We start from the raw sequence: 23,356 nt of genomic DNA on the forward strand, positions 1-23,356 counted from the left end.
ATCTTCTTTAATAAACACTATATATTAATAAACCTTTCTGTCTCTCCTTTAAGTCCATTTGATACGGTCTGATTTACATATGACTGCTCTTTGATATCTTCTACTGCTTTTGCCAAATCCTCGACACTTCCTGCGAAGACCTGTAACCCTTCCGAGCTTTCATCGATAGACGTTGCTATGGTATCCATGTTTTCTTTCATTTCATCCATTGCCTGATACATATCCTGCACATTATGATTGATTGTTCCGCAAAAATCTCCCATATAGTCTGCATCCTGGCGGTAGCGGGAAGCCATCATTTCAAAACCGTTATAATCCTGCAATATGTTCTGATTTAAGAACTCCATCATTTTTTCCACCTGTTCAATCAGTGTGCTGACTGCTGTGGTCACAGACATATTAATTGTCTGTATCTCACCCATCGTCTCCCGGCTATTATCTGCCAGTTCCCTGATTTCAGATGCTACTACTGCAAATCCTTTTCCCGCTTCTCCTACTCTTGCAGCCTCTATTGCAGCATTCAAAGCCAAAAGATTAGTCTGTTCTGCAATTCCAAGAATCTGTTCTGTCAGATTTCCTATTTCATAGATTTTTTTGCTTCCTTTTAAGCTGTCCGCAATGCTATGTCCTAAACTGCCAATCATATCATTGGTTTCTTTTTTGCTTTCTGCTGTTTTTTTCTCGATATAATCTGCCCGTTCACGCATTTCATCTACGAATTGAACTCCATTTCCGGTTTCCTCTGATATATCTCTGACATTTTCTACTATTTTTCCAACCCGTTCACTAACCTGTCCGGAACGGTCATTAATTTCCATGATTCCTGCAGATAACTCTTCAATTACAGCTGACATATTCATGGTCTCTTCTCCGATATTTCCAGCCTGCCTGTTCATTTTATCTGCAACTTCGTCCATATCGGATGAACCATCTTTTAACTGCTTCATGATATTTTGTAATTTTTCTACAAAAAGATTTACTCCTGTAACCAGTTGTCCTATCTCATCCATCCTTTTTACCGGAATCCGGATGCTTAAATCTCCATTTCCATTCTGGATATCCTCTACCATCTGGTTTAACTGTAAACTTGCTTTTTTGAGTGGCTGAATAATCGCCTTATTCACCAGTATGTATGTAACTAAGCAGATAATCAGAAAACATATGCCGATTGTTACACTGATAAGATAAGTTTTTTGGGTCCGGGCTTTCATATTCTGTGAACTGCGTTTTACATTCTCATCTAACTTTTCCTGAAAATCATTGCATGCCGACTCCCGCGCCTGTATTTTTTCTAATGCACTGCCTCCAATGATGGATTTTGCTTTTGCAATATCTCCATCATCTCTTGCCTGTCTGCATTCTTTCAATTGCTCCATCAGTTCTTTATTTACACTGCTGTAAGTCATAAAACTGTCGGTTAAACTCTGCTCTGAAATATCTTTGGTCAGCTTTTCCATTTCCGTGAGATACTGGGCAATGGCTTCTTCCTCTGTTTCCATATTTCCACTGATATCCCCGGCAATCAGCATGTCTTCATCACTGAGTGCGGTTAAAATATTGGCATATTTCTGACAGGTTTCAATTTTCTTTTCCACTCTTCCATAATATTTCTCCATGGAAATATAGCCATCCGTAACAAGCTGCTCTGCCTGTTCAATTTTTGTTACCTCTCCGATAATTACCGTAATTCCAATTACCATTACCAGAAATAAACCAATTGCCATAAATAGAAATTCTTTTTTTATTGTTTTCTTCATATTTACACCTTCTCTAAGGACGCATGTTTAAAATTTTTTCATATTTTCCGCAGTCTAATATCTCTTCCGTTCCATCCGGCAAAATAAATCTCGCATTTGCATTAAATGGAACTTCTATGTTACAGACTACTTCCTGCTCACTCTTCCAGTTCCATGCACAGACATATTTACCAAATACACTTCTCCAGCTTCCCTCTGCTTTTTTTAATCTTTGATCTGGCATCGGATATATGGTCATCTTTACCGCCTCTCCTATAGACGGATTCAGACCACACATGTATCTGTATATCCATTCTGCAATGCTTCCATATGCATAATGGTTTAAGCTGTTCATACCGGTTCCGCTGATACTTCCATCCTCTTCCAATGAATTCCATCGTTCCCATACCGTTGTTGCACCAAGGTTCACCTCATGCAGCCATCCTGGATAGTCCTCGTTTAAAAGCAGGTCATAAGCAAGCTGATTTTGTCCATTCTCTGACAAAGCCATGCACAGAATTGGTGTTCCAACAAAACCTGTATTTAAATGTCCATTATTTTTCTTAAGTAACTCTGCCAGTTTTGCCGTTATAACTTCTCTTTCTCCCTCTGGATAAAGTTTTAAATAAAGCAAAAGTGCACAAGCGGTTTGTGTGTATTCCAAGCAAAACTTTTTATCTGGAAAGTAATAATTTAAAATTGCATTCCGAATCTCTTTTTCTCTCTCTGCATATACTTTACTTTCCTCTAATCCTAGACTTTCTGCCGCTTCTTTCACCATTTTGGTTGACCAATAATGGTAAACGGATGCGATAAAGCCACTGTCTGTCTTTCCAATCGGATTATTGATATTTCCATTGTCTAATGCCAGCCAGTCTCCCAGCTGCCTGTCATTCTGCCACAGATACGGAATCTCATTCTCTTTTGTTCTCTCATATTCGTAATCCACCCAGGCTTTCATAACAGGATACTGTTCCTCTAACATTGCCTTATCTCCATAAAACTGATAGAGTCTCCATGGAATCAGCGTTGCTGCATCTCCCCATACTGCCGCTCCGGAATCCAGATAGAAAGGATTCGTATGTTCTTCTTTTTTTACCTTTGGTCTTGGAACAAAGAACGGAATAGCTCCATTACATTTTTCCTGCTCAGCCTGCATATTTTTCATATAGTGATGAAAGAAACTTCCGCTATCCATATGAAAACATGCTGTGGATGCAAAAATTCCCGCATCACCTGTCCAGCCCATTCGTTCATCACGCTGCGGACAATCCGTTGGAATATCCAGAAAATTACATTTCTGGGAACGCAGTGTATTTTCTAATAAATGATTTACCTTATCATGATCTGTTGCCACCCAGCCGGTTCTCTCAATATCAGACATAATACGATAAGCAATAAATTTATATTCTTTTTCCGGATTCAGACCTTTTATTTTCACATAGCGAAATCCATAATAGGTAAAATGAGGACGTATGGTTTCTCCTTTTCCCTTCGATACATATGTAAATTCTGCTTTGGCAGTACGGAGATTATCCCTGTAAAATCTGCCCTTTTGCAGAACTTCTCCATACTGCATCATAACTTTCTGACCTGTTTCAAATGCACCAGTTATTTCTACCCAACCGGTGACTGTTTCCCCAAAATCCAGCAAAAGTGCTTCATCTTCCTGTTTTACTGATACCGGTTGAAATTCTTCTACTTTATGAATTCTTGGATTAAATCGTTCCACAAGTGGTCTTGTTTCTTCTATTTCCTCCACGGAAAGCATTTTGTGTTCTAATGTCTCATCAATATGTTCTCCATCATAGATTCCATTTTCACATATGCTGCTTTCTTCTGCCTTCCAGCTGCTGTCTGTTACAATACATTCTTCCTGTCCATTGGCATATCGTATATGTAATTCTCCAATGCACTTCTTCTGATTACCATATAGATTTCTGTAATCACCATCAAATCCAAATCTTCCTTTATACCAGCCTTCGCCTAACAGAACCGCAATTTTATTCTTTCCCTGAGATAACAGTTCTGTAACATCCAGTGTCTGATATTCTAAAAAGCTGTCATAGCAATGATAACCCGGCATAAGAAATTCTCTGCCCGCCTTCTTTTCATTGACATATGCTTCATATAATCCCAGACCACATACATGCCATCTGACAGACTCCGGTTTCTCTTTTAATTCAAACTCTTTATATAAAAGAGGCATTCTCTTTTCATTTTCTTCTGTTCCAATCCATTTTGCGGTCCAGCTTTCCTGCAGTTTTCCCGTTTCAAACCATGCCGGATTACTTTTTGCGCAGTCTCCCTTGTCATCTTTAACTTCTACCTGCCAGTAATATCTGGTTCTTGGTTTTAAGTCGAAGGAAACCAGCATCTGGTTCTCATGATAATTCTCCTGTACTCCGGAATCATATACCAGCTTTTCCATATTGCTGCTCTCTGATACTATAATTCTTGTTTCCACGGCCCATTTTCCACAGACATCCTTTACTTCCCAGGACAAATGGATTTTTGCCAAATTAAAACCTAATGGATTTTTTTTATGATTTACTCTTAATCTGCTGATATACATATAACCGGTTCTCCCTTATGTCTCGTTATTCTTTTAGTAGGAAAGTTCGATTCGTCCACAGAATGGATCTACCGGACTTACTCCTTTAAATCTGCTTTCTCCGGCAATCTTTGCTATTACTGCCTCTAATACATAATCATTATTGGAGTAACAGTTAATATACGTTTTTATCATTGGCACATCCAGTAAATGATATGGATTGGCTACACTGATAAAAATTACCGGTACTTCTTCTGCAAACCACGGAACATTATTTCCCTGTCCCCAGAAAGTATACCAGTTTAACCGGTTGGTGGTCTGATTGCTGGCATTTTCCACATTTCCGATGTAAATTACCATGTCATACTTATCTTTAAAAGCTGTTACATTATCGACACCCTTTTCGAAATCTTCCTTCTCATAGAGGAATACCTGGAAATTTCTCTTTTCCAGTTCTTCTTTTACTTTTCCGACTACTCTTTCATTGGACGGAAAATGTCCTAAAATTTCCAGCAAAATACGCGGTGTCTTCTTCGCACTGATTGGAAGATTCTCTGCAATATCTTTCACCAGTGTAACAGACTGGTCTGCCAGCTCTTTTGCCCACTGTATATGCTCCGTGGTGCGTAAGTTTTTTAATGCTTCCTTTCCAGGAACCAGCTGTCTTTTTATCTTCTTTTCATGTAATCTTAAAGAAGCCTTTAATGCCAGTATGCGTCTGTTTGCATCCAGTAATCTTTCACGGGATAACAGACCATTCTTATAACCATCTAGCATAAACTGATAATCTTCTTTTAAATCTTTATTGAATAAAATCATGTCACAGCCATTTTCTATTGCCATTGGTACCGTTTCACTTCGTTTACCGGCTGCCGTAAATCCGACCATCGGTGTTGCATCTGTAATGACAAGTCCGTTAAATCCTAATTTGTCCCGAAGCAAATTCACCAAAAGCTCTCTGGAAAGAGAAGCCGGAACAATCTTGCCCTTTAACTGTGGATTAAAATGTTCCTGATACGCTGGCATTGCAATATGCCCTGCCATAACAGTTTTGGCACCATCGTCAATCAGCCGCTGATAAATACTTCCATAGGATTTATCCCATTCTTCCATGCTAAGACTATTTACCGATGTCAAAAGATGCTGGTCTCTTTCATCCACACCATCTCCCGGGAAATGCTTAATTGAGACTGCCATATTGCATTCATCTGCTGCACGAAGATACTCCCTTGCATAGGCATAAACCTTCTCCGGATCATCGCCATATGTTCTGACATTGGTAATTGGATTATGATAATTTCTATCTATGTCAACTACCGGTGCAAAAGCCCAGTTAATTCCTAATGCACTTCCTTCTGAGCAGGCAATCTTTCCCAGACGATATGCATATACCGGATCATTTGCAGCTGCACATGCCATCTGTTTTCCATATGCAGTTCCATTGGTAGCCGCTCCATCTCCTCCCGCTTCTAAATTTGATGGAATCAGAAGCGGAATCTTTGTGTGCTCCTGCGCATAGGTAAATGTACTTTGCATCTCTTCTGCCACACCATCCCGGAAAAATAATCCGCCGATATGGAAATGTAATAACATATTCAGATACTCCGGATCCGTTGAATATCCAATCGGGCAGAACAACTGTCCTATCATTTCTTCCAGGCTCATATTTTCCAGCGTATTTTCTACCCAGGCAATGTCTACATCATCTAAATAAAATGGTTTTTCTTTATAATTCATCTCTTTTTCCTTTCATTTAAGGCACAAAAAGAGCAGCCACGGCTGCTCCTTTTCTTAATTAATATTTCTCAGTTCAGCAAAACCGCTCAATGGATATGTTGTCATTTCACATTCGGACGCTTCACCCAATCCTGCACTATCAAAGCCTCCAGCTGTAGCTGCTTTTATTCCTGCCACCGCATCTTCTACAACAAGACACTCCTGTGGTTCTAACTGCAGGTATTCTGCTGCTTTCAAAAATACCTCCGGATCAGGTTTTGATTTTGTAATATTCGTTCCATCACTGATGGCATCGAAATAATTTTCTAATCCTAAATGTTTTAATATTCTCTTTGCATTTTTACTGGATGAACCAATTGCCAGTAAAACTCCCTGTTTCCTTAAATCATCTAAGGTTGTTTTTACTTCTTTTGGCAAATCAGCCAGTGTCATGTCTTCCAGCAATTCCACATACATCTTATTTTTCTGCTCTGCGAAATCTTCTTTCTCTTCTTTGGAATATTTCTTTGTACTTTTCTCTAAAATAATCTCAAGGCTTTCCATCCGGCTTACGCCTCTTAACCGGTTGTTTATGGTTTCATCAAAATATATTCCCAGTTTATCTGCCAGTCTCTTCCATGCCAGATAATGATACTTATCGGTAAAGCAGATTACTCCGTCCAAATCAAAAATGATTCCTTTATATTTCATCTAATTATCCTCTTGTCTTTTTTTCTTCAACTGTTTCTTCAGCATTACAAGCTCAATTACCTTATTCTCGTTATTCAGATAAATCAGGAACAATACCAGGATAACTGCGGTAACAATCTGCTGAATGGATGCATCTACATTTAATCTTGCATACATCAATGATATGAATGCTGTTGTTACTGCTCCTAACAGATAACCAATTTTTTCATTGCAGAACCGTCCGATAAATCCACCGATAAACATCGGTAAGAAAGCTGTAAACATTACTCCAATTGAGCCAAAGTTTAAAGACATCTGAATATTTCCTGTATTTGAAGCACTAATAAATCCAACTACACCCATGAAGCCGCCTGCAATGGTATAACAGATTACTGCATTGGATACTTCATGAATTCCTGTATTAACAGAAACCTTCTGTCCGGATAATAGTGACTTATATTCATAACCAAATTGTGTATAATCAAAAATCGCAATAAATAAAACGAGTCCAATTACAATTACAAGTACATAATTCAAAACACCTGGAAAACTTGTTAATTCTTTATTTGCTACAAATGACACGCCATAACCATCGGTAAGTGCGAATGCCATTCCTTCGTAAAACAGTGTTACTCCCAGTGACACAATAATCGGTGGTAATTTTACAATTACATAAATTGCTCCGGATATCAGTCCAAGCAATGCTCCAGATACAATAGAAATCACGAGCATATATGGTGTTGAAAGTCCATGGGATGAACAAATTGATGCACTGATTACTGATGACAATAACGAAATTGCTCCGATTGAGAAATCAAATCTTCCGGAATTCAGATTCAATGAAAGAGCAAATGTCGTTAACATTACTGTTGCTGTTGCCCGGGAAAACAAAATCCAGTTTCCTTCTGATTCAAAAAATACAACACCATTCCTCTGACATAAGAGTATCATTACGAGCAGTGTCACTACCGGAATACACAAAGTTCCAATTATCTTTTTTAAAATGCTATTTCTTCCTTTACTTTTCATGTTATTTTCCCTCATGTCTTTTCTAAATTCTGCTCCGGAGAATTCCGGAGCAGAACAAAAATTTTATTAATATGTTACTTATTTTGCTTCTTCCTGGATATCTTTAAATCCATAAGCACTTACAAATTTTTCAAATGATGCATAATCTGCTGTAAGAAGTCCATCTAACATACCTTTTGTATATGCAGGGCTGTCTACAGAGCTGTCTACTGCATAGTACTCAGAGAACTCTTCTGGTGAAGTTGCAACCCAGTAACCCTGGCTGAGAGCTAAAGCATTTCCATCTTCTGTACGGATCGGGCTTCCAAGTACTGCACGATAAGTTGCAATAAAGATAGGTCCGATACTTGCTGAGAACTTACCTGCAAGGTAATCAAGCATTCCACCATCCATTGCAGTACCATAGCTTTCTGCATAAGCATCTACGCTGGCAATCTTAACATCTGTGCCTTCAATTGCTGTTCCAAAGAAGTCAGAACCATTTCCAACAGCTAAGATAACCTCTAAGTCAGGAGTCTGTGCCATCTGAGCACATTTTCCAAACCATGCATCATCCATGTCATATCCACCTACATAACCAACGATATTTACATCACCAATTGCTCCGGTTTCAATCTGTCCATCTGCATAAATCTGTCCAATAATTCCAGCTTCATCTGTAGCACCTTTGTAATTAGCATCTGCTCCACCTGCATCTACCATAGCTGCAATCATACCTGCTGCACGATAAATATGCATATCTGTATAATATGGAATTGCTCCACCGAAGATAGCAAAGTTTTTCTTGCCCTGCTCCAGATAGTAATTTGCCATATCATAACCAGTCTGATATTCTACTTCAAGAGATGGCCCGATTGCACCTACATAATGCTCATATCCCTTATAAGTCTCATATTCTTCATCGGTTAAAGTTCCTGTTGCAACTGCATAATACACACCTGCCGCTTCACACTGCTCAATCTGTGCTGCACGGTCAAAGGATGAGAATGAAATAATTGCTTTACAATTATTTGTAATAAAAGTATCAATTGCTGATGTTTCCCCTGCTGCATCCTTTAATTCATCAGAATAAATAAGCTCAACATTGTACTGTTTCTGAATATACTCTGTATAGTATGTCCGGAATGCCAACGCCTCTGCACTTGTTGCATCTGATACAAGAATACCCATTTTAACGGTTTCACTCATATCAAGTTCTGGTGTCTCTTCTTTGCTGCCTGACTGTTCTGTACTTACTACTTCAGAACTGTCATTCTTCTTGTCGCTTCCGCATCCGGTAAAGCATCCTACTACCATGACCGTTGCCAGCAACATTGCTAGAATTTTTTTCATGTTTCTTTCCTCCTGTACATTACATGTTTATGTATAAAGTGACTATCACTTAATACCATATGGATATTATCTTGGTAACATCTTTCCTCTCTGGTCACTGGTTGCCAGGAATACTACCAATATAAATATTGCTGCTTTTACCATCTGTCCAATTCCGGAATTCAGATTAAACATCACCATAATCTGACTGAGCAATGTCATGGAAAAAGCTCCGATTACTGCTGCATAAATTTTACTTCTTGCGCCACCTGATACCGGCATACCACCAAATACAATCGCTATGATGACATCCATTCCTACACTGGATGCAGTATTTCTCGTTAAAGTCGGAGCATAGACAATGGAAAGACATGCGCCAAGTCCAACTCCTATTCCAGACATGATAAATGCTATAATCGACATTTTCTTTACAGAAATACCGCTTAATTTTGCACAAATTGGATTTCCGCCCTGGAATTTCTGCATTCTTCCTACTTTAGTAAAAGAGAATACCAGTAAACATACTAAGAAAAATGCAGCTAATACGAATATTTTAAACTGTGTTGTATTCAGCTTACTGACCGCCATCATTGGCACTCTTATTTCAGAACCTGTTCCATTCATCTTAATCAGAACCAGTACCAGTGCATTCAATACACTTAGCATTGCAATCGTTGTTACGAAAACAGGGAGGTTAAAAATAGATGCCAGTACTGAGTTAAATAGTCCTATAAAGACCGCCACTCCAAGGCAAGCTGCAAACATTATTACCAGGCTCTCTGTTTTGTTATAAACAATCCCTCCTACCAGTGCGCTTACTGCTACAGATGCTCCAAGACTGATATCAAAGGAACCAAGGGTATAAATAAAGATTGCACCTGTTGCTACTACTGCAACCACAACTGACTGGTTGATAATACTTTTCATTCCATATGCAACATTTATATTTTTAGATGTTCCAATGATAAAGAAAGCAACCAGCAATGCCACAAGACCAAATAAAGGTGCAAGGAGCATAACATTTTTTCTTAAATTCTTTGTTTTCATTTCATCCGCCTCCTATATCATGTACTGAATCGCATCTGCTTCTGAAAGCGATTCACTTCTTGGAAATTCATGCATAATCTTTCCATCCTTCATAATCATCAGACGGTCTGACATACCGATCAGTTCTGTTAATTCCTCTGAAATGATAACAATTGATTTTCCTTCTTTTTTCATTTGGTACATCAATTGATACATCGCCTGCTTCACACCAATATCAACGCCTCGCGTCGGGCAGTCCAGAATCAATACATCACTGCCTCGTCCAATCCATTTTCCAAATACAACCTTCTGTTTATTTCCACCGGATAATGCCGAAACATACTGATTTATTCCTGCACATTTAATGCTTAATGTTTCCACCTGTTTCTGAACATATTTCTTTTCATTCCACGGGAAAATCAGGAATCCACCAGTTGTAAACTGGTCCAGTCCGCCAACAGCAATATTATCTTTGATGCTGGCATTCAGGCATAGCGACTCAGTGTCTCTGTCTTTTGCCACATATCCAACCATATGCTTCATTGCATCGGCTTCGTTTTTCAATTTCTTTCCTTTGATTCTTATTTCACCAGACTCCGGTTTTTTATTTCCAAACATGACTTTGCCAAGTGTATGCATTCCACAGTGCGAAAGTCCGCCGATTCCAAGAATCTCTCCTTTATGCAATTGCAGATTAAAATCAATCAGTTTGCCAGTCAGATTTACATCTTTCATTTCTAAGACAACTTCATCTTCGCAGCTTCCATCATAATCACTTCGATAATAGTCGCCTTCCAGCTGCCTTCCAATCATACTTGATTTTATTTTGTCTTCATCAAATTCGCTCTTATCAAAAGTAACTATAATATTTCCATCACGAAGAACCGTCAATGCATCGCATTTTTCCATAATCTCTTCCAAATCATGGGAGATGAAAACCACCGCTTTGTTTTCTTTTTTCATCTGTTCCATAATATTGTAGATAATCTCTCTTCCCTTCTGTGACAATGCAGTTGTAGTCTCATCTACTACCAGCACTTCCGGATGCTTATTCATAATTCTTGCTATCTCAATCAGCTTACGTTCCTGCAAATCAAGGTTTGCTGTCATCTGTTCTGCTCGAATATGGCTGGCACCGATTGCATCTAAGGCTTCCTGTGCTTTCTGATTTAACAGCTTCCTTTTAACCGGTCCCCATTTATGCTTTTCGCCAAAACTCTTAAAAAATTTTGTCTCGCCAAGGAATATATTCTCTGCTACTGTAATTCCCGGCACTGTTCCAGTTTCCTGGACAATCATTCCAATTCCATGTTCCAACGAATACAGCATTGATTCCGGCTTCCATTCTTTGTCATGATATGTCATCGTACCGCTGTCTGCGTTCTGCATTCCTGCAATAATAGATGTAACTGTTGATTTACCAGAACCATTCTCTCCAATAAGTCCGAGAACTCTGCCTGAACAAACCTCTATTGAAACATCCTTTAATGCAACGGTAGAGCCAAATCTTTTATTCATATGTTCTACTTTTACTAAGATTTCCTGCTTCATCCATATGCCCCTTCTCTGTAATCATTGTTTTTGTGAAAATCACTTTTCTTTTGTTGTTAAATCTATTATAATCTATTCAAGTGGTTTTCCAATTGTTTGTAACAACCAATTCTATTTACTTTTTTTGATAGATATATCATTTTCTTTATGTTGTTATTGACTATTTTTGATATTTGAATTGGAGGATTCCATTATGGATCATGAAGCGTTAAGAACAGTAATATATAAATTGAATGAAGATGAGCAGTTTTACAAAAAATATTATTATGCCAAACAGCAGGAGTATTCCCTGCAGGAATTCTTAAGTACTATCAATATAGATGATGTACTGCGCCGGCATCTGCTGGTTCCGGAAATCAAAGAAACCATTCCTCCACGCTTTGAAGATAATTTCTTTTTTGATGCAGGAAACCACGTTTCTATTACTGTAACCAGACATAACCGTTACTCTCCGGCACTTACTCACGACCACACTTTCTTTGAACTCTTATATGTCTATGACGGAAGCTGTTCCCAGAAAATCAGTGACAGTCAGCTCACACTGCGCACCGGAGACCTTTGTATTATTCCACCCGGCATCAAACATTCCGTCAGTGTCTTCGATGACAACAGCGTTATCTTAAATATTTTGATTCGAAAAAGCACTTTACATAATATCTTTTTCAATTTTTTAAATTCACCAAACATCCTGTCCGCTTTCTTTTTAAATAATATCTATTCCGAAAACGGCAACGATTATATTGTATTTCACACCGGCAATGATAATGAAATACGTTCTGGCTTTCTCTGGATGTACTGGGAATCTCTGAACCGCTCCCTTTACTGGGATCAGATGATTTCCTACACACTGATGATAACTTTTGGTCTTTTAATCCGGAATTATGAAAAAAGTTCCGAGCTTCCTACTTTCAACCGTAAATCTGATGTGCAGCGTTTTGCCCTGCTTCAATTCATTCAGGAAAATTATGCAACGGTTACATTAGAGCAGGTTGCCGAAAAATTTCACTATACACCTGAACATGTTTCAAGACTTTTTAAAAGCACTACCGGGAAAACCTTTACCCAGCTGTTACAGCAGGTCCGGATTGAAAAAGCCCAGGTACTTCTTTCTGATACTAATCTTACGGTTGCAGATATTGCTTCCCAGGTGGGTTATGATACAACGGAACATTTTATAAGATTATTTAAGAAAAATCTGAAAATCACACCAACCGAATATAGAAAAAAAGGGATTATCATCTAATCCCTTTTCCTTGCCAGACAACTTTTTTCATGCTATTTTTAATAAAGAATCGAAAGCAGGTGCAATTATGATACAACGTAAAGATTTATTTTCCATTCCTTTTTATAACAAAACACAGTATACCGGAAGCCATCTGGGCATGCGCTACCGCATTGAGAAGCATGTAGAAGACGACTCCACCACACTGCTTGCCACCTGGTGGCCGGGTCCTTATTGCTTTACCGCCACGCCGGATGAGAAAAAAAAGACCAACACCTTCGAATATTCCGACGAAGGCATTGGTCAGGCTTGCGACTGGCTCAATCAGGTCTATGAAGAAAATGCAGACCTCTTTAAAACCGTTCCTATTTAAAATTTACATCTGATGACGCACAATCTTGTACTCATCATATAACTGATAATACGGGCAGGAATTGGTGTTGCCGGTAAGAAATCTTACCATATCATCTTCATCCAGATCCATATCACAGACATAATATTCGTAATCTTCATCATAAACAAAATTTACACAGGTATCACAATTTCCCTGCTCTGCCATAAAATCACCTCTCCTATCTGATGACTTTCTTTGCATTCCGGTTGCAGATCATATCCAGCATATTTTCATCCGGCTCAAAGATAATATCTCCAAGTCCGCTACCGTTCTTATAAATCACTTCATAGGTCTTCGCTCCCGACTGCTTGGAAGAACAATCCTTTACGCTCACCTGATTGTTATTATGATAATTATACAATTCATGTGCAGTTGACGGTGCAATCAGCACAACCTCTTCCATCTCAATCTTTGCAACATTTTTTCTCTTTCTCTTTGCCTTGATGCGTGCAAAGCTAAGTCTTCCTTCAATATAGGTATATTCCCATTCAATCTGTGATGCAATTTTAAGAAGATACCAGAAAACTGCAAAGATAATTGCAGGAACCAGTAAAATTCCTGGATACACAATAATGGAAACCAGTACACAGAAAATCGCCAATGCGATACAAAGATACCTTAAGATTACATTTACAACAGACACCTTCTTATCTACTAAAACTGTGTTTTCAAAAATACTCATACTTCAAACCTCTCAATTTTTCTTTTTGCAGCTGCTTCTCATGCAGATTCTTTTTCATTATATCTCTTTTTCTGCGATTAATCCAGTAGATTATATTTATTTAATAATTATGTTTTTTCCGTGTTTTTCAGTAGATTTTTTCGAATTATTTCGTTACAATAGAGGCAAACAGTCCGGGGGTGGGGGAAGCATACGAAATCAAACTATTGTATAGTATATCCCGGCTTTCTATTATTTTTTAATACAGAATGCTGCAGAACTAAGCTGCTTTGTTTTCTTTTGCTATTGAGCCTGTCTTTCCAATGTTTCACAGCATAGCGACACGGTTCGCTGATATGCGGATGCATGAGAAAGGCTGTTAGGGGCACTTGGAATTTCATCTAGCAACCGGCAATGCTGGCACAGGATGTGCCAGCAAGGTGCAATCTGAACATGGATGTGAATTTGCACCGGTTGCCAGATGAACGATTACCTTTTTTTAAATTCATAGTGCCCCTTGCAGGTTTTCTGCCGCATCCGCATACAACGGACAGTGACGCTATGCAGTGAAAGCAGCGGAAAGACAGCCTACAATCAGAAAACAAAACAGCTAAGAACTGCAACGCATTCTGCATCAACAAAAAATAATAGAAATCCGGAATACGCTTACAATATGTTAGACGATTCGTTTTTCTCCCCCGCCACCCGGACAGATTACACGATAAAGGAGATTTCTATGAAAGCATATCATTTAAATAAAGATGCCCTCACCCCAATGTCAGCGGGCGTACAGAAAGAATGGGTTCTGACCAACGGAATCGGCGGCTATGCCGGCAGTTCTGTAACCGGCGCCCACGCAAGAAAACACCACGGCTATCTGATTGCCAGCCTGCACCCGCCGGTAGAACGTTTCGTCATTCTCTCCAAAATCAACGAGTGTCTGATTCGTTCTTCCGAGAAAATAGATTTTACCGTAGAACAATATCTTGCCGGTGATGGCAGCACTGCTTACCGTGAAGGTATTGAATACCTTAATTCCTTTACTTATGACGGGCTGGTACATTTTACCACCAAAGCTCCGGAATTTACCATGACAAAGACTCTCGCCTTTGAACACGGCAAGAATACTATTGCAGTTTCCTATGATATCCAGAATGATGGAGAGGCTGCTACACTGGTGCTGACTCCGCTCTTTAATTACCGGGTACACCATGATGCTTCTACCGTAGACACTTTAAAATTCGATACTACTTATGAGCAGCCGGAAATCAGACTGGTTCCGCAGCAGAATAAAGATGTCACCATCCGTCTTTTTACCGATGACGGAACCGTTGTTCCATGTGAAGAAAAATATACCACCGGAATGCAGTTACAAAAAGAACTGGATGTAGAATCTGATGCATTAGATGATAACTACACGCCATACCAGATTGAATTTCCGCTGGACGCCGGATGCCGCAAGAAAATATCTATCGTCTGCACCATTGAAGATGTTTATGAAAAGGATGCTTTTGCCACTGCTGCCGCAGAAATGGCACGTTTTGATGCGTTAGAGAAAAAAGCTGGCTACCATGATGAACTGGCAGAGACTCTGACCATTGCCGCCGACCATTTTCTTGCATACCGGCAGTCTACCGGACTGATGACTGTTCTTGCCGGACTTCCTTGGTTTACCGACTGGGGCCGGGATACCATGATTGCCCTCACCGGCTTAACTCTGTCTACCGGGCGCTATCAGGATGCCAGAGACATCCTGACCACATTTGCCCGCTATGTCCACCATGGCATGGTACCAAATATGTTCCCGGATGAAGGAACCGCCCCATTGTATAACACTGCGGATGCTTCCATGTGGTATTTCTATGCAGTTGGAAAATATCTCGATTATACCGGCACTCCGGAAGATTATGCTTTTGTGCAGGAAACCATTTATCCGAAATTAAAAGAAATTATTGCAGCTTATGAGCACGGAACAGATTTCTCCATCTATATGGAAGAAGATGGACTTATCCATGCCGGAAGCGGTCTCGACCAGGTAACCTGGATGGATGTCCGTGTGGGCGACTGGGTTGCTACACCACGGCACGGCAAGCCGGTAGAAATCAATGCGCTCTGGTATCACGCACTCTGCCTGATGGAAGAATGGGCAACGCGTTTTGGGGAAGACGGTTCCCACTATGCTGCTCTTGCAGCTCATGCAAAGGAATCTTTCGCAAAAGAATTCTGGAATGAAAAAGATGGATGTCTCTATGATGTGGTAGACGGACTGGAAGGTGATGCCACCCTTCGTCCAAATCAGATTTATGCCGTTTCCCTGCCACACCGCATGTTAGATGCAGACAAAGAAAAGGCGATTGTAGATAAGGTTTACGAGAAACTATATGCTAAAACCGGTCTTCGTTCCTTAAGCCCGGATGATAAGGAATACCATCCGACCTATGAAGGCTGTCTTGATAAACGTGACCACGCTTATCATCAGGGTACTTCCTGGGGTTTCCTCTTAGGCAGTTTCCTGACTGCTTATGTGCATGTCTATGGAACTTCCAAAGAAGTTATCACACAGGTAGATGCCATGTTAGATGCCACCAGAGAACAGTTCTACCACGGCTGTATCGGTTCTATTGCAGAAATTTTTGATGGTAATGAACCGCACACCTCCCGCGGCTGCTATGCCCAGGCATGGAGTGTCGGAGAAATTCTCCGGGCTTATACCGAGGATATTCTTCCATATAAATAAACTATGGGAAATAAACTACGAGAAACACAGAGGGGCTTGATTTATCAAGCCTCTTTTTTCACTTTACAGGAAATTGCTTTCCTGTAAAGGAAAAAACGCTCCACGAGGATGCGCACTGCGGCGTATAAGGTAGATTTCGCAAGCGACCGCCGCAGGCGCGAGAATGTGCCAAGGCACATTCTTTGTTCTCCCTGTGCAATAAATACCCATATCTCTATGCCGGAATCTGCTCCTTCAGCCATTTCTTTTCTTCTTCAGAAAGGAAGTCTGCAATCGTATCGTAGACATACTGCTGATACTTCCGAAGCAGTGCCTTTTCCCGGCTGTCTAATTCTTCCCAGTCAATAGCCTCCAGATCAAATGGCGCAACTGTCAATGTTTCAAATTCCATGAACTGTCCATATTCCGTTTTCTCCACTTTCTTACAAAGCAACAGATTCTCAAGGCGGATGCCGTATTTTCCTTCCAGGTACAGTCCCGGTTCATCCGAAGTAATCATACCTTCTTCCATGACAGTTCCGGTGCCATACCGTTCCCGGTAACGGAATGCATTCGGTCCTTCATGTACATTTAACAAATAGCCAACGCCATGGCCTGTTCCGTGGTTATAATCAAGCCCCATGTGCCACAACGGTTCCCTTGCCAGATAGTCAAGGTTGACTCCCGTACAGCCATATTTAAATTTTGCATCCGAAAGATTCAGATTTCCTCGTAATACGGCAGTATAATGCTTCTTCTCCTCTGAGCTTAATGCTCCAAGGGCAATGGTTCTTGTCACATCCGTTGTGCCATCCAGATACTGTCCGCCGGTATCCAGCAGCAGAAAGCTTTTGTTATCCAGTGGAATATTGCTCTTCTCATCCGGCTCATAATGCACAATAGCTCCATGAGCACCATATGCAGCAATCGGTGCAAAGCTCTGTCCCAGATAGCCTTCTCCCTGTCTCCGGAATTCTTCTAATTTATCACATACCGTAAGCTCCGTTATCTGCCGCTTATCTTCCACATGCTTTAACCAGTAGATAAGTTTTGTTAAAGCAATGCCATCCTTCTTATGCGCCAGCCGCTCATGCTCCATTTCGGTGGCATTTTTCACTGCCTTCATAAGTTCAATCGGGCTGTTCTTCTTTATCATATATATCTCTTTTGGAATGGCATCATACAGTGCATAATTTGTCATACTCTCGTCTATAAGAATGCTTTTGTCTGCCGGAATTTTCTTTACGTCCGTATAAATCTGTTCATATCCGTAAATAACGATTTTTTCAGTGGAAAGTCTTTCCTTTAAGTCAGCCGGCACACTCTTTTCATTTACATACCAGCGGATTTCATCCGGTGCAATCAGTACATAAGATAATGCCACCGGATTATATGCAATATCATTTCCCCGGATATTAAAAAGCCATGCGATTTCATCCAGAGACGGAATCAGAAAATAATCCGCCTTGCAATCCACCATTGCTTTTCGTACCCCTGCCACCTTATCCTTCCGGCTCTCACCTGCATATTCCACACCAAGCTCCCAGATTGGATCACAGGATAATGCTGGACGATTCACCCAGATTTCGCCTACGACATCACGGTCTGGAGCAAATGTAATCTTTTTCTCCCGCAATTTTTCTTTTAAACTCTTTGCCATGCCGGTACTTACGGTTCTTCCATCAAACCCCAATACGGTGCCGGCTTCCATTTTTTCTGCCAGAAAAGTACCAATATCCACTACTCCCAGCTGTCCGCTCCGGAATAACATAATGCCGGTGCCGGCAAGCTGTTCTTCTGCCTGGATAAAATATCTTCCGTCTGTCCAAAGTCCTGCCATATCTTCAGTAATTACCAGTGTTCCTGCCGAACCGCTAAATCCTGAAATATATTCACGGCATTTAAAATATTCTCCTACATATTCTGATGCATGGAAATCATCGGAAACAATGAGATATGCCGCCATGCCGTATTCTTTCATCTTCTGTCTTAATTCCATCAATTCTTCTTTCAAATCTATCACCTCTATGTTATGCTATAATGAATGCAAGCGGGTCAATTACAGTATAGCATCCGTTATTATGAACGGAAAGGAATTCTTTTATGTTTCGCCTGATTGGAAAAATACTTTTCTTTTTCATAAGATTTATTATACATCTTCCGTTCGCCGTATTCCATGGACTGCGGCGGTTCTTTTTTGGTGTCAATTTTGACAAAATGAATGGCTACGAATTTGAAGAATATGCTGCCGGATATTTAAAACGCAACGGATATTCAAAGGTTACTGTCACCAAAGCTTCCAGAGATTTTGGTGTGGATTTAATTGCAAAAAAACACCGGACTACCTATGCAGTCCAGTGCAAATTATATCAGGGCAAAGTAGGAAACAGTGCCGTACAGGAAGCCGTTGCCGGCAAATCCTATTATGATTGTGATGAAGCAATCGTCATTACCAACAGCGTTTTCTATCCCGGTGCCATTGCCCTTGCCGAAGCCAATGATGTCATTCTCATTGACGGCACCCAGTTAAACCATCGCAGCTTCCGCTGGGGCAGATTCTTCCAGCTTCTCCTATTTCTTCTGCTGTGTGGATTGCTGATTTTTTGCATCCTATCTCCGGAATCTGCACTAATCTGACATTCAAAAGAAGTATTTCATCTTAATGATTCTATATACAAATACCATCCTTACCGGCTCAATCTACCTGCCGGTAAGGATGGTATTCTTATTTATTATACCGTTGTATTTACTCCGTTTACATTGGCATGCTCATCTTCTGCCATCGGAATTACCAGACATTTCTGTCCGTTGATTACTTCGGATTTAATCTGGGAAACCTTTTCCGGTTTTACACGAAGCACAACATCATAGGTCTTAACTACTTCGTCAGCTTCTTCCTCGATCTGTTTCTCTTTTAACTGCTGCTGCAGCACTTCAACCTGGGCTACCAGCTCCTTTTCCTTCTGAATCTGCTCATTGGCAGCCAGTGCTTTGCTGTCTACTACATTTTCTGCCAGCGGTGCTTCTTCTGCAAATTCCTCTGCACAGGTTTTTCCAATCTTTTCTGCCTTTTCCGGTGCAACGCCGCTTTCTTCCATAACATTGGTCAAAAGCTCCGGTGTCAGAATTACCGGGTCTTCTTCCAGTTCTGCTTTCTCTTCTACCAGATCATTTAAGTTCTGCTGAATCTCCATCAGCACTTCACCGCTCTTTTCCACATCATCGCCATATGCCTGTTTGACGATAGAATGGAAGGTCATCTTCTGCTCCGTTGCGGTGCGTCTTGCGCCACAGCCTAATCCCAACTCCATAAATTCCGCATGCGGTGCCTTGGTATCCTTAGTATAGAACATCAGGGAATGAATATCTGTACTGCGGTCGGTAAATGCCGGGAATAAGAAACCGCTGTCCGGTACGCTTACCACCCAGTCACGGATTCTTGGTCCGATACGGTTTTCATCTTCTCTGTAACCCAATCCCGGTTTGGATAACTGTACCGGACAGATTGCACATAGAAGGTATTCAAACACTTCTTCTGATTCATCCAGCGCATTATTATCCGTGGTCTTGGTCATGACATCATAAGCATCATGGAACAGCAAAATCAGATAGTTGCCTGCATAGTCATAGCTTTCAATGACCATATCATAAAAACGTTCCAGTAACTCAGGATTTTTTAATTTACTTTCCCTTAAACCTAAAAGAAACTGTTGTCTTCCTCCTGCTGCTTCTTCATCCAGTGGAAAATTCAATTCCAAAAGATTATTTCCAATAGTTCCTGATAAGGTTTTCTTGGCAATCTCCAAATATTTATAAAACTCTTCATCTTCCAGATTTAAAAATGTCTCACTTAAATCAACTACCTTATTCTTACCGGCATCTACATAACAGCCACACAATCTGGTAAAGGTACAATTTTCTTTTGTAAAACGTCTCTTTAACTCTGCCACACCTTTTTTATCCATACTATGAATCTACTCCTTTACTACCTTTCTTTTATTTCTTATGTTCCCAAATCAGACTTTTATAGAACATCGAATGTGCCTTGGCACATTCCCGCGCCTGCGGCGGTCGCTTGCGACATCTACCTTATACGCCGCAGTGCGCATCCTCGCGGAGCGTTTTTGACTTTACAGGAAAGCAATTTCCTGTAAAGTCAAAAAAAAGCAAGATAAATTTCTTGCTTTTCGAAAGAGCGATAGACGGGGCTCGAACCCGCGGTCTCGACCTTGGCAAGGTCGCGCGTTACCAACTACGCCACTATCGCATATGCAATTATAGTCTGCAAAGCGGGTGATGGGAATCGAACCCACGTATCCAGCTTGGAAGGCTGGTGTTCTACCATTGAACTACACCCGCAGTTCATTGCCTTTCGGCAATGCCCAGTTCCGGAATCGAACCAGAGACACGAGGATTTTCAGTCCTCTGCTCTACCAACTGAGCTAACTGGGCTTGTGCTGTAAAGCACTCACAGCACTGATTATTTTATCGGAAAAAGCAGGGGTTGTCAAGACAATTTTCCTGCTTTTTTCATTTTTATTCCGGTGGCACGATAACTCTGTTCCGGTTTTATGCATTTCGGCTTTATTCTACGGTAATAAGTGCCATGGAATAAGATGGCAGTGTCAGTTCATTATTATCCAGCGTAATTGTATCTTCTCCGGTCAGAAGCATTCCACCGATAGTACCTTCTCCGCCTAAATCTACACCTGAAATGTCAACCTTCTGAGTTTCCTGGGAAAGGTTAAATACCAGTAATGTGGTTTTACCATCATATGTCTTGGTAATTGCTGCTATATTCTTATCAGAAAGATTCTCTACATTTGCAGCGATACCACGGGCGATTTCCGGATAACGGTTTCTCAGGCGGATTGCCTGTTTGAAATAATTATAAATGGAATCCGGGTCATCCTGCTGGTCTTCCAAGCTTCCATTTGTCATCTTAATGCTTTCCATTCCATCCGGCCCTTTACACATACCCTCTGCAGATGTATCTGCGGACCACTGCATTGGTGCACGCTTGTTTTCATCTTTTCCAGAGCCTTTCATACCAATTTCTTCCCCATAATAAAGAAATACATTGCCGCTCATCATAAGATTCATGGCTCCGGCAGTCTTAATCTGTGCAGCCTTATACTCGCCGCTATAGTATCCGGCACCTCTTGCCATATCATGATTTGTATAAAACGGTGCATCAATATAATTTTCATTATACTGGCTTAAAAGCTCATCCATTTTGCCGCAGACATTGGCATATCCTTTTGCTCCGGACTCTGAGCTTCCTTTTACTGCATTGGCAATAATCCCATCGCCATCTCCAAAATCAAAATTAAATACACTGTCAATTCCACTTTCCAGATATTTTGCATATGTCTCACGATCCGTCCAGACCTCTGCCACGATATAGGAATTCTCATCTTTTGCCTTTACCATATCATTAAACCATTTTAAGACTTCCACATTTTCTGTGGTATTATCTGAAAAATATTCTTTGGCACCATCCATACGGAAACCATCTACCCCAAGATCCATCCAGAAGGATGTAATCTCATCAAATTCAGCTCTCACCGCTTCACAGTCAAGGTTCAAATCCGGCATTTCACTCCAGAATTTTCCTTCATAATACCAATTGCTGCTGCCAGCTTTATAATACACACTGCTTAACTGATCTGTTGTAAAGTTATAATAATCTACATACGGACAAACGCTGCTATCCGGCTGCTGTCCGTCACTTAGTCCCTCCAGATATTCCACTGCCTGTGTAAACCATGGGTGTTTCGATGATGTATGGTTAATCGGGAAATCAATAATCACACGGATTCCGCGCTTGTGACATGCTTCGATTAACTGTTTAAAATCATCTATAGTTCCATACTGCTCATCAATATTTTCATAATCAGAAATGTCATATTTATGGTAGGTCGGTGATGGCATGATCGGCATCAGCCAGATTCCATTACAGCCAAGGTCTGTATCTGTACTGTCATCTCCATCATTGATATAATCCAGTTTATCAATTAATCCCTGGATATCTCCGATTCCATCTCCATCACTGTCATAAAAGCTATATAAAAACACTTCATAATAGGTGCGGTATTTATCATCAATGATATTCAGTTCTCCTGCATTTGCCTTTGCCATAGCAGAGTCTTCCACACTTGCGGTCTTTTCAGTTTCTGTCGCCGCAGCAGTCTCTGTTCCCGCAGCATTGTTATCCTGTCTGCCGCCACAGCCAGAACCTATAGTTCCAAGGGTAAGGCACAGTGCAAGAAGTAACGCCTGTAGTCTTTTTTTCATATGATTCTCCTTTTCTTCTCTTTCTTATTTCATTGAAATGAAGGGGTGATGTAAATGCGATGCTTTTGTTCTGCATTTGAAATAACGTTATTTTCCAGACAGAATGCTCCAATTCTAACCAGCACATTTTTCTTTTCTTATTATCATCTGTCTTTCCAATGTTTGACAAAATGCAAGTGGTTGTCCGGCTGAATGCGGATACCATTTTGTGACTGGTTAGGGGCGCTTGGAATTTCATCTGGCAACCGGCAACGTTGGCACAGGACGTGCCAACGAGGCGCAACTGGAACACGGATGTGACTTTGCGCCGGTTGCCGGAATAGATATAATGTAGATTGAAATTCTTAGCGCCCCTTACCGGTTGCATGAGGTATCCGTATCAGCCGGACACCCACTGCATCCAGTCAAAGCAGTGGCAAGACATCTGAAAATCAGAAAAATGTACTGCCAAGA

18 protein-coding genes and 3 tRNA genes are annotated in these 23,356 nt (G+C 40.6%); 4 read left to right on the top strand and 17 right to left on the bottom strand.

The annotated features are described in order from the left end of the window. Nucleotides 1-17: 17 nt before the first annotated feature. From DV740_RS08245 to DV740_RS08280, 8 genes are all read right to left on the bottom strand, one after another. A complete protein-coding gene (locus DV740_RS08245) occupies nt 18-1,757 on the bottom strand; it encodes a methyl-accepting chemotaxis protein (RefSeq protein ID WP_022242963.1) in 1,740 nt (579 codons plus the stop codon). Between the two features lie 13 nt (nt 1,758-1,770). Continuing rightward, the gene (locus tag DV740_RS08250) at nt 1,771-4,311 is read right to left on the bottom strand and encodes an alpha-L-rhamnosidase (RefSeq protein ID WP_118087825.1); all 2,541 of its coding nucleotides are present in this window, start codon (nt 4,309-4,311) and stop codon (nt 1,771-1,773) included. 33 nt (nt 4,312-4,344) lie between these two features. Next, the gene (locus DV740_RS08255) at nt 4,345-6,027 is read right to left on the bottom strand and encodes a glycoside hydrolase family 3 protein (protein ID WP_022242961.1); all 1,683 of its coding nucleotides are present in this window, start codon (nt 6,025-6,027) and stop codon (nt 4,345-4,347) included. A gap of 54 nt (nt 6,028-6,081) precedes the next feature. Next, nucleotides 6,082-6,717 (bottom strand): beta-phosphoglucomutase, encoded by a 636-nt coding sequence (gene pgmB / locus DV740_RS08260; protein ID WP_118087826.1) that lies wholly within the window; start codon nt 6,715-6,717, stop codon nt 6,082-6,084. Further along, nucleotides 6,718-7,725 carry an ABC transporter permease gene (locus DV740_RS08265; protein ID WP_118057071.1) on the bottom strand — a complete coding sequence of 336 codons (1,008 nt, stop codon included), beginning with the start codon at nt 7,723-7,725 and terminating at the stop codon, nt 6,718-6,720. Nucleotides 7,726-7,803: 78 nt separating this feature from the next. Further along, nucleotides 7,804-9,057, bottom strand: coding sequence for a sugar ABC transporter substrate-binding protein (locus DV740_RS08270; RefSeq protein WP_022242958.1), 1,254 nt, complete (start codon nt 9,055-9,057; stop codon nt 7,804-7,806). Between the two features lie 66 nt (nt 9,058-9,123). Further along, a complete protein-coding gene (locus tag DV740_RS08275) occupies nt 9,124-10,083 on the bottom strand; it encodes an ABC transporter permease (protein ID WP_242988749.1) in 960 nt (319 codons plus the stop codon). A 12-nt stretch (nt 10,084-10,095) separates the two neighbouring features. After that, nucleotides 10,096-11,613 (bottom strand): sugar ABC transporter ATP-binding protein, encoded by a 1,518-nt coding sequence (locus DV740_RS08280; RefSeq protein WP_118057069.1) that lies wholly within the window; start codon nt 11,611-11,613, stop codon nt 10,096-10,098. A 193-nt stretch (nt 11,614-11,806) separates the two neighbouring features. On the opposite strand from DV740_RS08280, the gene DV740_RS08285 reads away from it, so the two are divergent. Further along, a complete protein-coding gene (locus DV740_RS08285) occupies nt 11,807-12,856 on the top strand; it encodes an AraC family transcriptional regulator (protein ID WP_118057068.1) in 1,050 nt (349 codons plus the stop codon). Between the two features lie 67 nt (nt 12,857-12,923). Beyond that, nucleotides 12,924-13,208, top strand: a complete 285-nt coding sequence (locus DV740_RS08290) for a GNAT family acetyltransferase (protein WP_117841623.1) — start codon at nt 12,924-12,926, stop codon at nt 13,206-13,208. Nucleotides 13,209-13,211: 3 nt separating this feature from the next. Here DV740_RS08290 and DV740_RS08295 read toward each other — a convergent pair whose 3' ends face one another. After that, nucleotides 13,212-13,394 (bottom strand): DUF6472 family protein, encoded by a 183-nt coding sequence (locus tag DV740_RS08295; RefSeq protein WP_117697689.1) that lies wholly within the window; start codon nt 13,392-13,394, stop codon nt 13,212-13,214. Between the two features lie 13 nt (nt 13,395-13,407). Next, nucleotides 13,408-13,911 (bottom strand): hypothetical protein, encoded by a 504-nt coding sequence (locus DV740_RS08300; RefSeq protein ID WP_117841622.1) that lies wholly within the window; start codon nt 13,909-13,911, stop codon nt 13,408-13,410. A gap of 715 nt (nt 13,912-14,626) precedes the next feature. Between DV740_RS08300 and DV740_RS08305 the strand changes: the two genes are divergently transcribed. Continuing rightward, the gene (locus DV740_RS08305; protein WP_242994250.1) at nt 14,627-16,627 is read left to right on the top strand and encodes an amylo-alpha-1,6-glucosidase; all 2,001 of its coding nucleotides are present in this window, start codon (nt 14,627-14,629) and stop codon (nt 16,625-16,627) included. 44 nt (nt 16,628-16,671) lie between these two features. On the opposite strand, the gene DV740_RS08310 is transcribed toward DV740_RS08305, so the two are convergent. Beyond that, on the bottom strand, nt 16,672-16,869 hold the full coding sequence (locus tag DV740_RS08310; protein WP_118087827.1) for a hypothetical protein: 198 nt from the start codon (nt 16,867-16,869) through the stop codon (nt 16,672-16,674). Then, a complete protein-coding gene (locus tag DV740_RS08315; RefSeq protein ID WP_334294252.1) occupies nt 16,842-18,629 on the bottom strand; it encodes an aminopeptidase P family protein in 1,788 nt (595 codons plus the stop codon). The genes DV740_RS08310 and DV740_RS08315 overlap by 28 nt, the downstream gene beginning before the upstream one ends. A gap of 80 nt (nt 18,630-18,709) precedes the next feature. Between DV740_RS08315 and DV740_RS08320 the strand changes: the two genes are divergently transcribed. Further along, a complete protein-coding gene (locus DV740_RS08320) occupies nt 18,710-19,243 on the top strand; it encodes a restriction endonuclease (RefSeq protein ID WP_118087828.1) in 534 nt (177 codons plus the stop codon). Between the two features lie 95 nt (nt 19,244-19,338). Here DV740_RS08320 and DV740_RS08325 read toward each other — a convergent pair whose 3' ends face one another. From DV740_RS08325 to DV740_RS08345, 5 genes are all read right to left on the bottom strand, one after another. Beyond that, nucleotides 19,339-20,571 carry a DUF4317 domain-containing protein gene (locus tag DV740_RS08325; protein ID WP_022242942.1) on the bottom strand — a complete coding sequence of 411 codons (1,233 nt, stop codon included), beginning with the start codon at nt 20,569-20,571 and terminating at the stop codon, nt 19,339-19,341. 229 nt (nt 20,572-20,800) lie between these two features. Beyond that, nucleotides 20,801-20,873: transfer RNA gene (locus tag DV740_RS08330), tRNA-Gly, on the bottom strand. A gap of 21 nt (nt 20,874-20,894) precedes the next feature. Continuing rightward, a tRNA-Gly gene (locus DV740_RS08335) sits at nt 20,895-20,965 on the bottom strand. Nucleotides 20,966-20,985: 20 nt separating this feature from the next. After that, nucleotides 20,986-21,058, bottom strand: a tRNA-Phe gene (locus DV740_RS08340). 132 nt (nt 21,059-21,190) lie between these two features. Continuing rightward, nucleotides 21,191-22,903, bottom strand: a complete 1,713-nt coding sequence (locus tag DV740_RS08345) for an alpha-amylase family glycosyl hydrolase (RefSeq protein WP_118087829.1) — start codon at nt 22,901-22,903, stop codon at nt 21,191-21,193. Between the last annotated feature and the right edge of the window lie 453 nt (nt 22,904-23,356).

Source organism: Roseburia sp. AF02-12 (assembly GCF_003461765.1).
Classification (GTDB): domain Bacteria; phylum Bacillota; class Clostridia; order Lachnospirales; family Lachnospiraceae; genus Roseburia_C; species Roseburia_C amylophila.

Coding starts and splice junctions, on each gene's coding strand:
- DV740_RS08275 (WP_242988749.1), bottom strand. CDS start 10,083: ATGAAAACAAAGAATTTAAGAAAAAATGTTATGCTCCTTGCACCTTTA.
- DV740_RS08290 (WP_117841623.1), top strand. CDS start 12,924: ATGATACAACGTAAAGATTTATTTTCCATTCCTTTTTATAACAAAACA.
- DV740_RS08250 (WP_118087825.1), bottom strand. CDS start 4,311: ATGTATATCAGCAGATTAAGAGTAAATCATAAAAAAAATCCATTAGGT.
- DV740_RS08270 (WP_022242958.1), bottom strand. CDS start 9,057: ATGAAAAAAATTCTAGCAATGTTGCTGGCAACGGTCATGGTAGTAGGA.
- DV740_RS08255 (WP_022242961.1), bottom strand. CDS start 6,027: ATGAATTATAAAGAAAAACCATTTTATTTAGATGATGTAGACATTGCC.
- DV740_RS08310 (WP_118087827.1), bottom strand. CDS start 16,869: ATGGCTGAAGGAGCAGATTCCGGCATAGAGATATGGGTATTTATTGCA.
- DV740_RS08280 (WP_118057069.1), bottom strand. CDS start 11,613: ATGAAGCAGGAAATCTTAGTAAAAGTAGAACATATGAATAAAAGATTT.
- DV740_RS08300 (WP_117841622.1), bottom strand. CDS start 13,911: ATGAGTATTTTTGAAAACACAGTTTTAGTAGATAAGAAGGTGTCTGTT.
- DV740_RS08245 (WP_022242963.1), bottom strand. CDS start 1,757: ATGAAGAAAACAATAAAAAAAGAATTTCTATTTATGGCAATTGGTTTA.
- DV740_RS08345 (WP_118087829.1), bottom strand. CDS start 22,903: ATGAAAAAAAGACTACAGGCGTTACTTCTTGCACTGTGCCTTACCCTT.
- DV740_RS08320 (WP_118087828.1), top strand. CDS start 18,710: ATGTTTCGCCTGATTGGAAAAATACTTTTCTTTTTCATAAGATTTATT.
- DV740_RS08325 (WP_022242942.1), bottom strand. CDS start 20,571: ATGGATAAAAAAGGTGTGGCAGAGTTAAAGAGACGTTTTACAAAAGAA.
- pgmB (WP_118087826.1), bottom strand. CDS start 6,717: ATGAAATATAAAGGAATCATTTTTGATTTGGACGGAGTAATCTGCTTT.
- DV740_RS08305 (WP_242994250.1), top strand. CDS start 14,627: ATGAAAGCATATCATTTAAATAAAGATGCCCTCACCCCAATGTCAGCG.
- DV740_RS08285 (WP_118057068.1), top strand. CDS start 11,807: ATGGATCATGAAGCGTTAAGAACAGTAATATATAAATTGAATGAAGAT.
- DV740_RS08265 (WP_118057071.1), bottom strand. CDS start 7,725: ATGAAAAGTAAAGGAAGAAATAGCATTTTAAAAAAGATAATTGGAACT.
- DV740_RS08295 (WP_117697689.1), bottom strand. CDS start 13,394: ATGGCAGAGCAGGGAAATTGTGATACCTGTGTAAATTTTGTTTATGAT.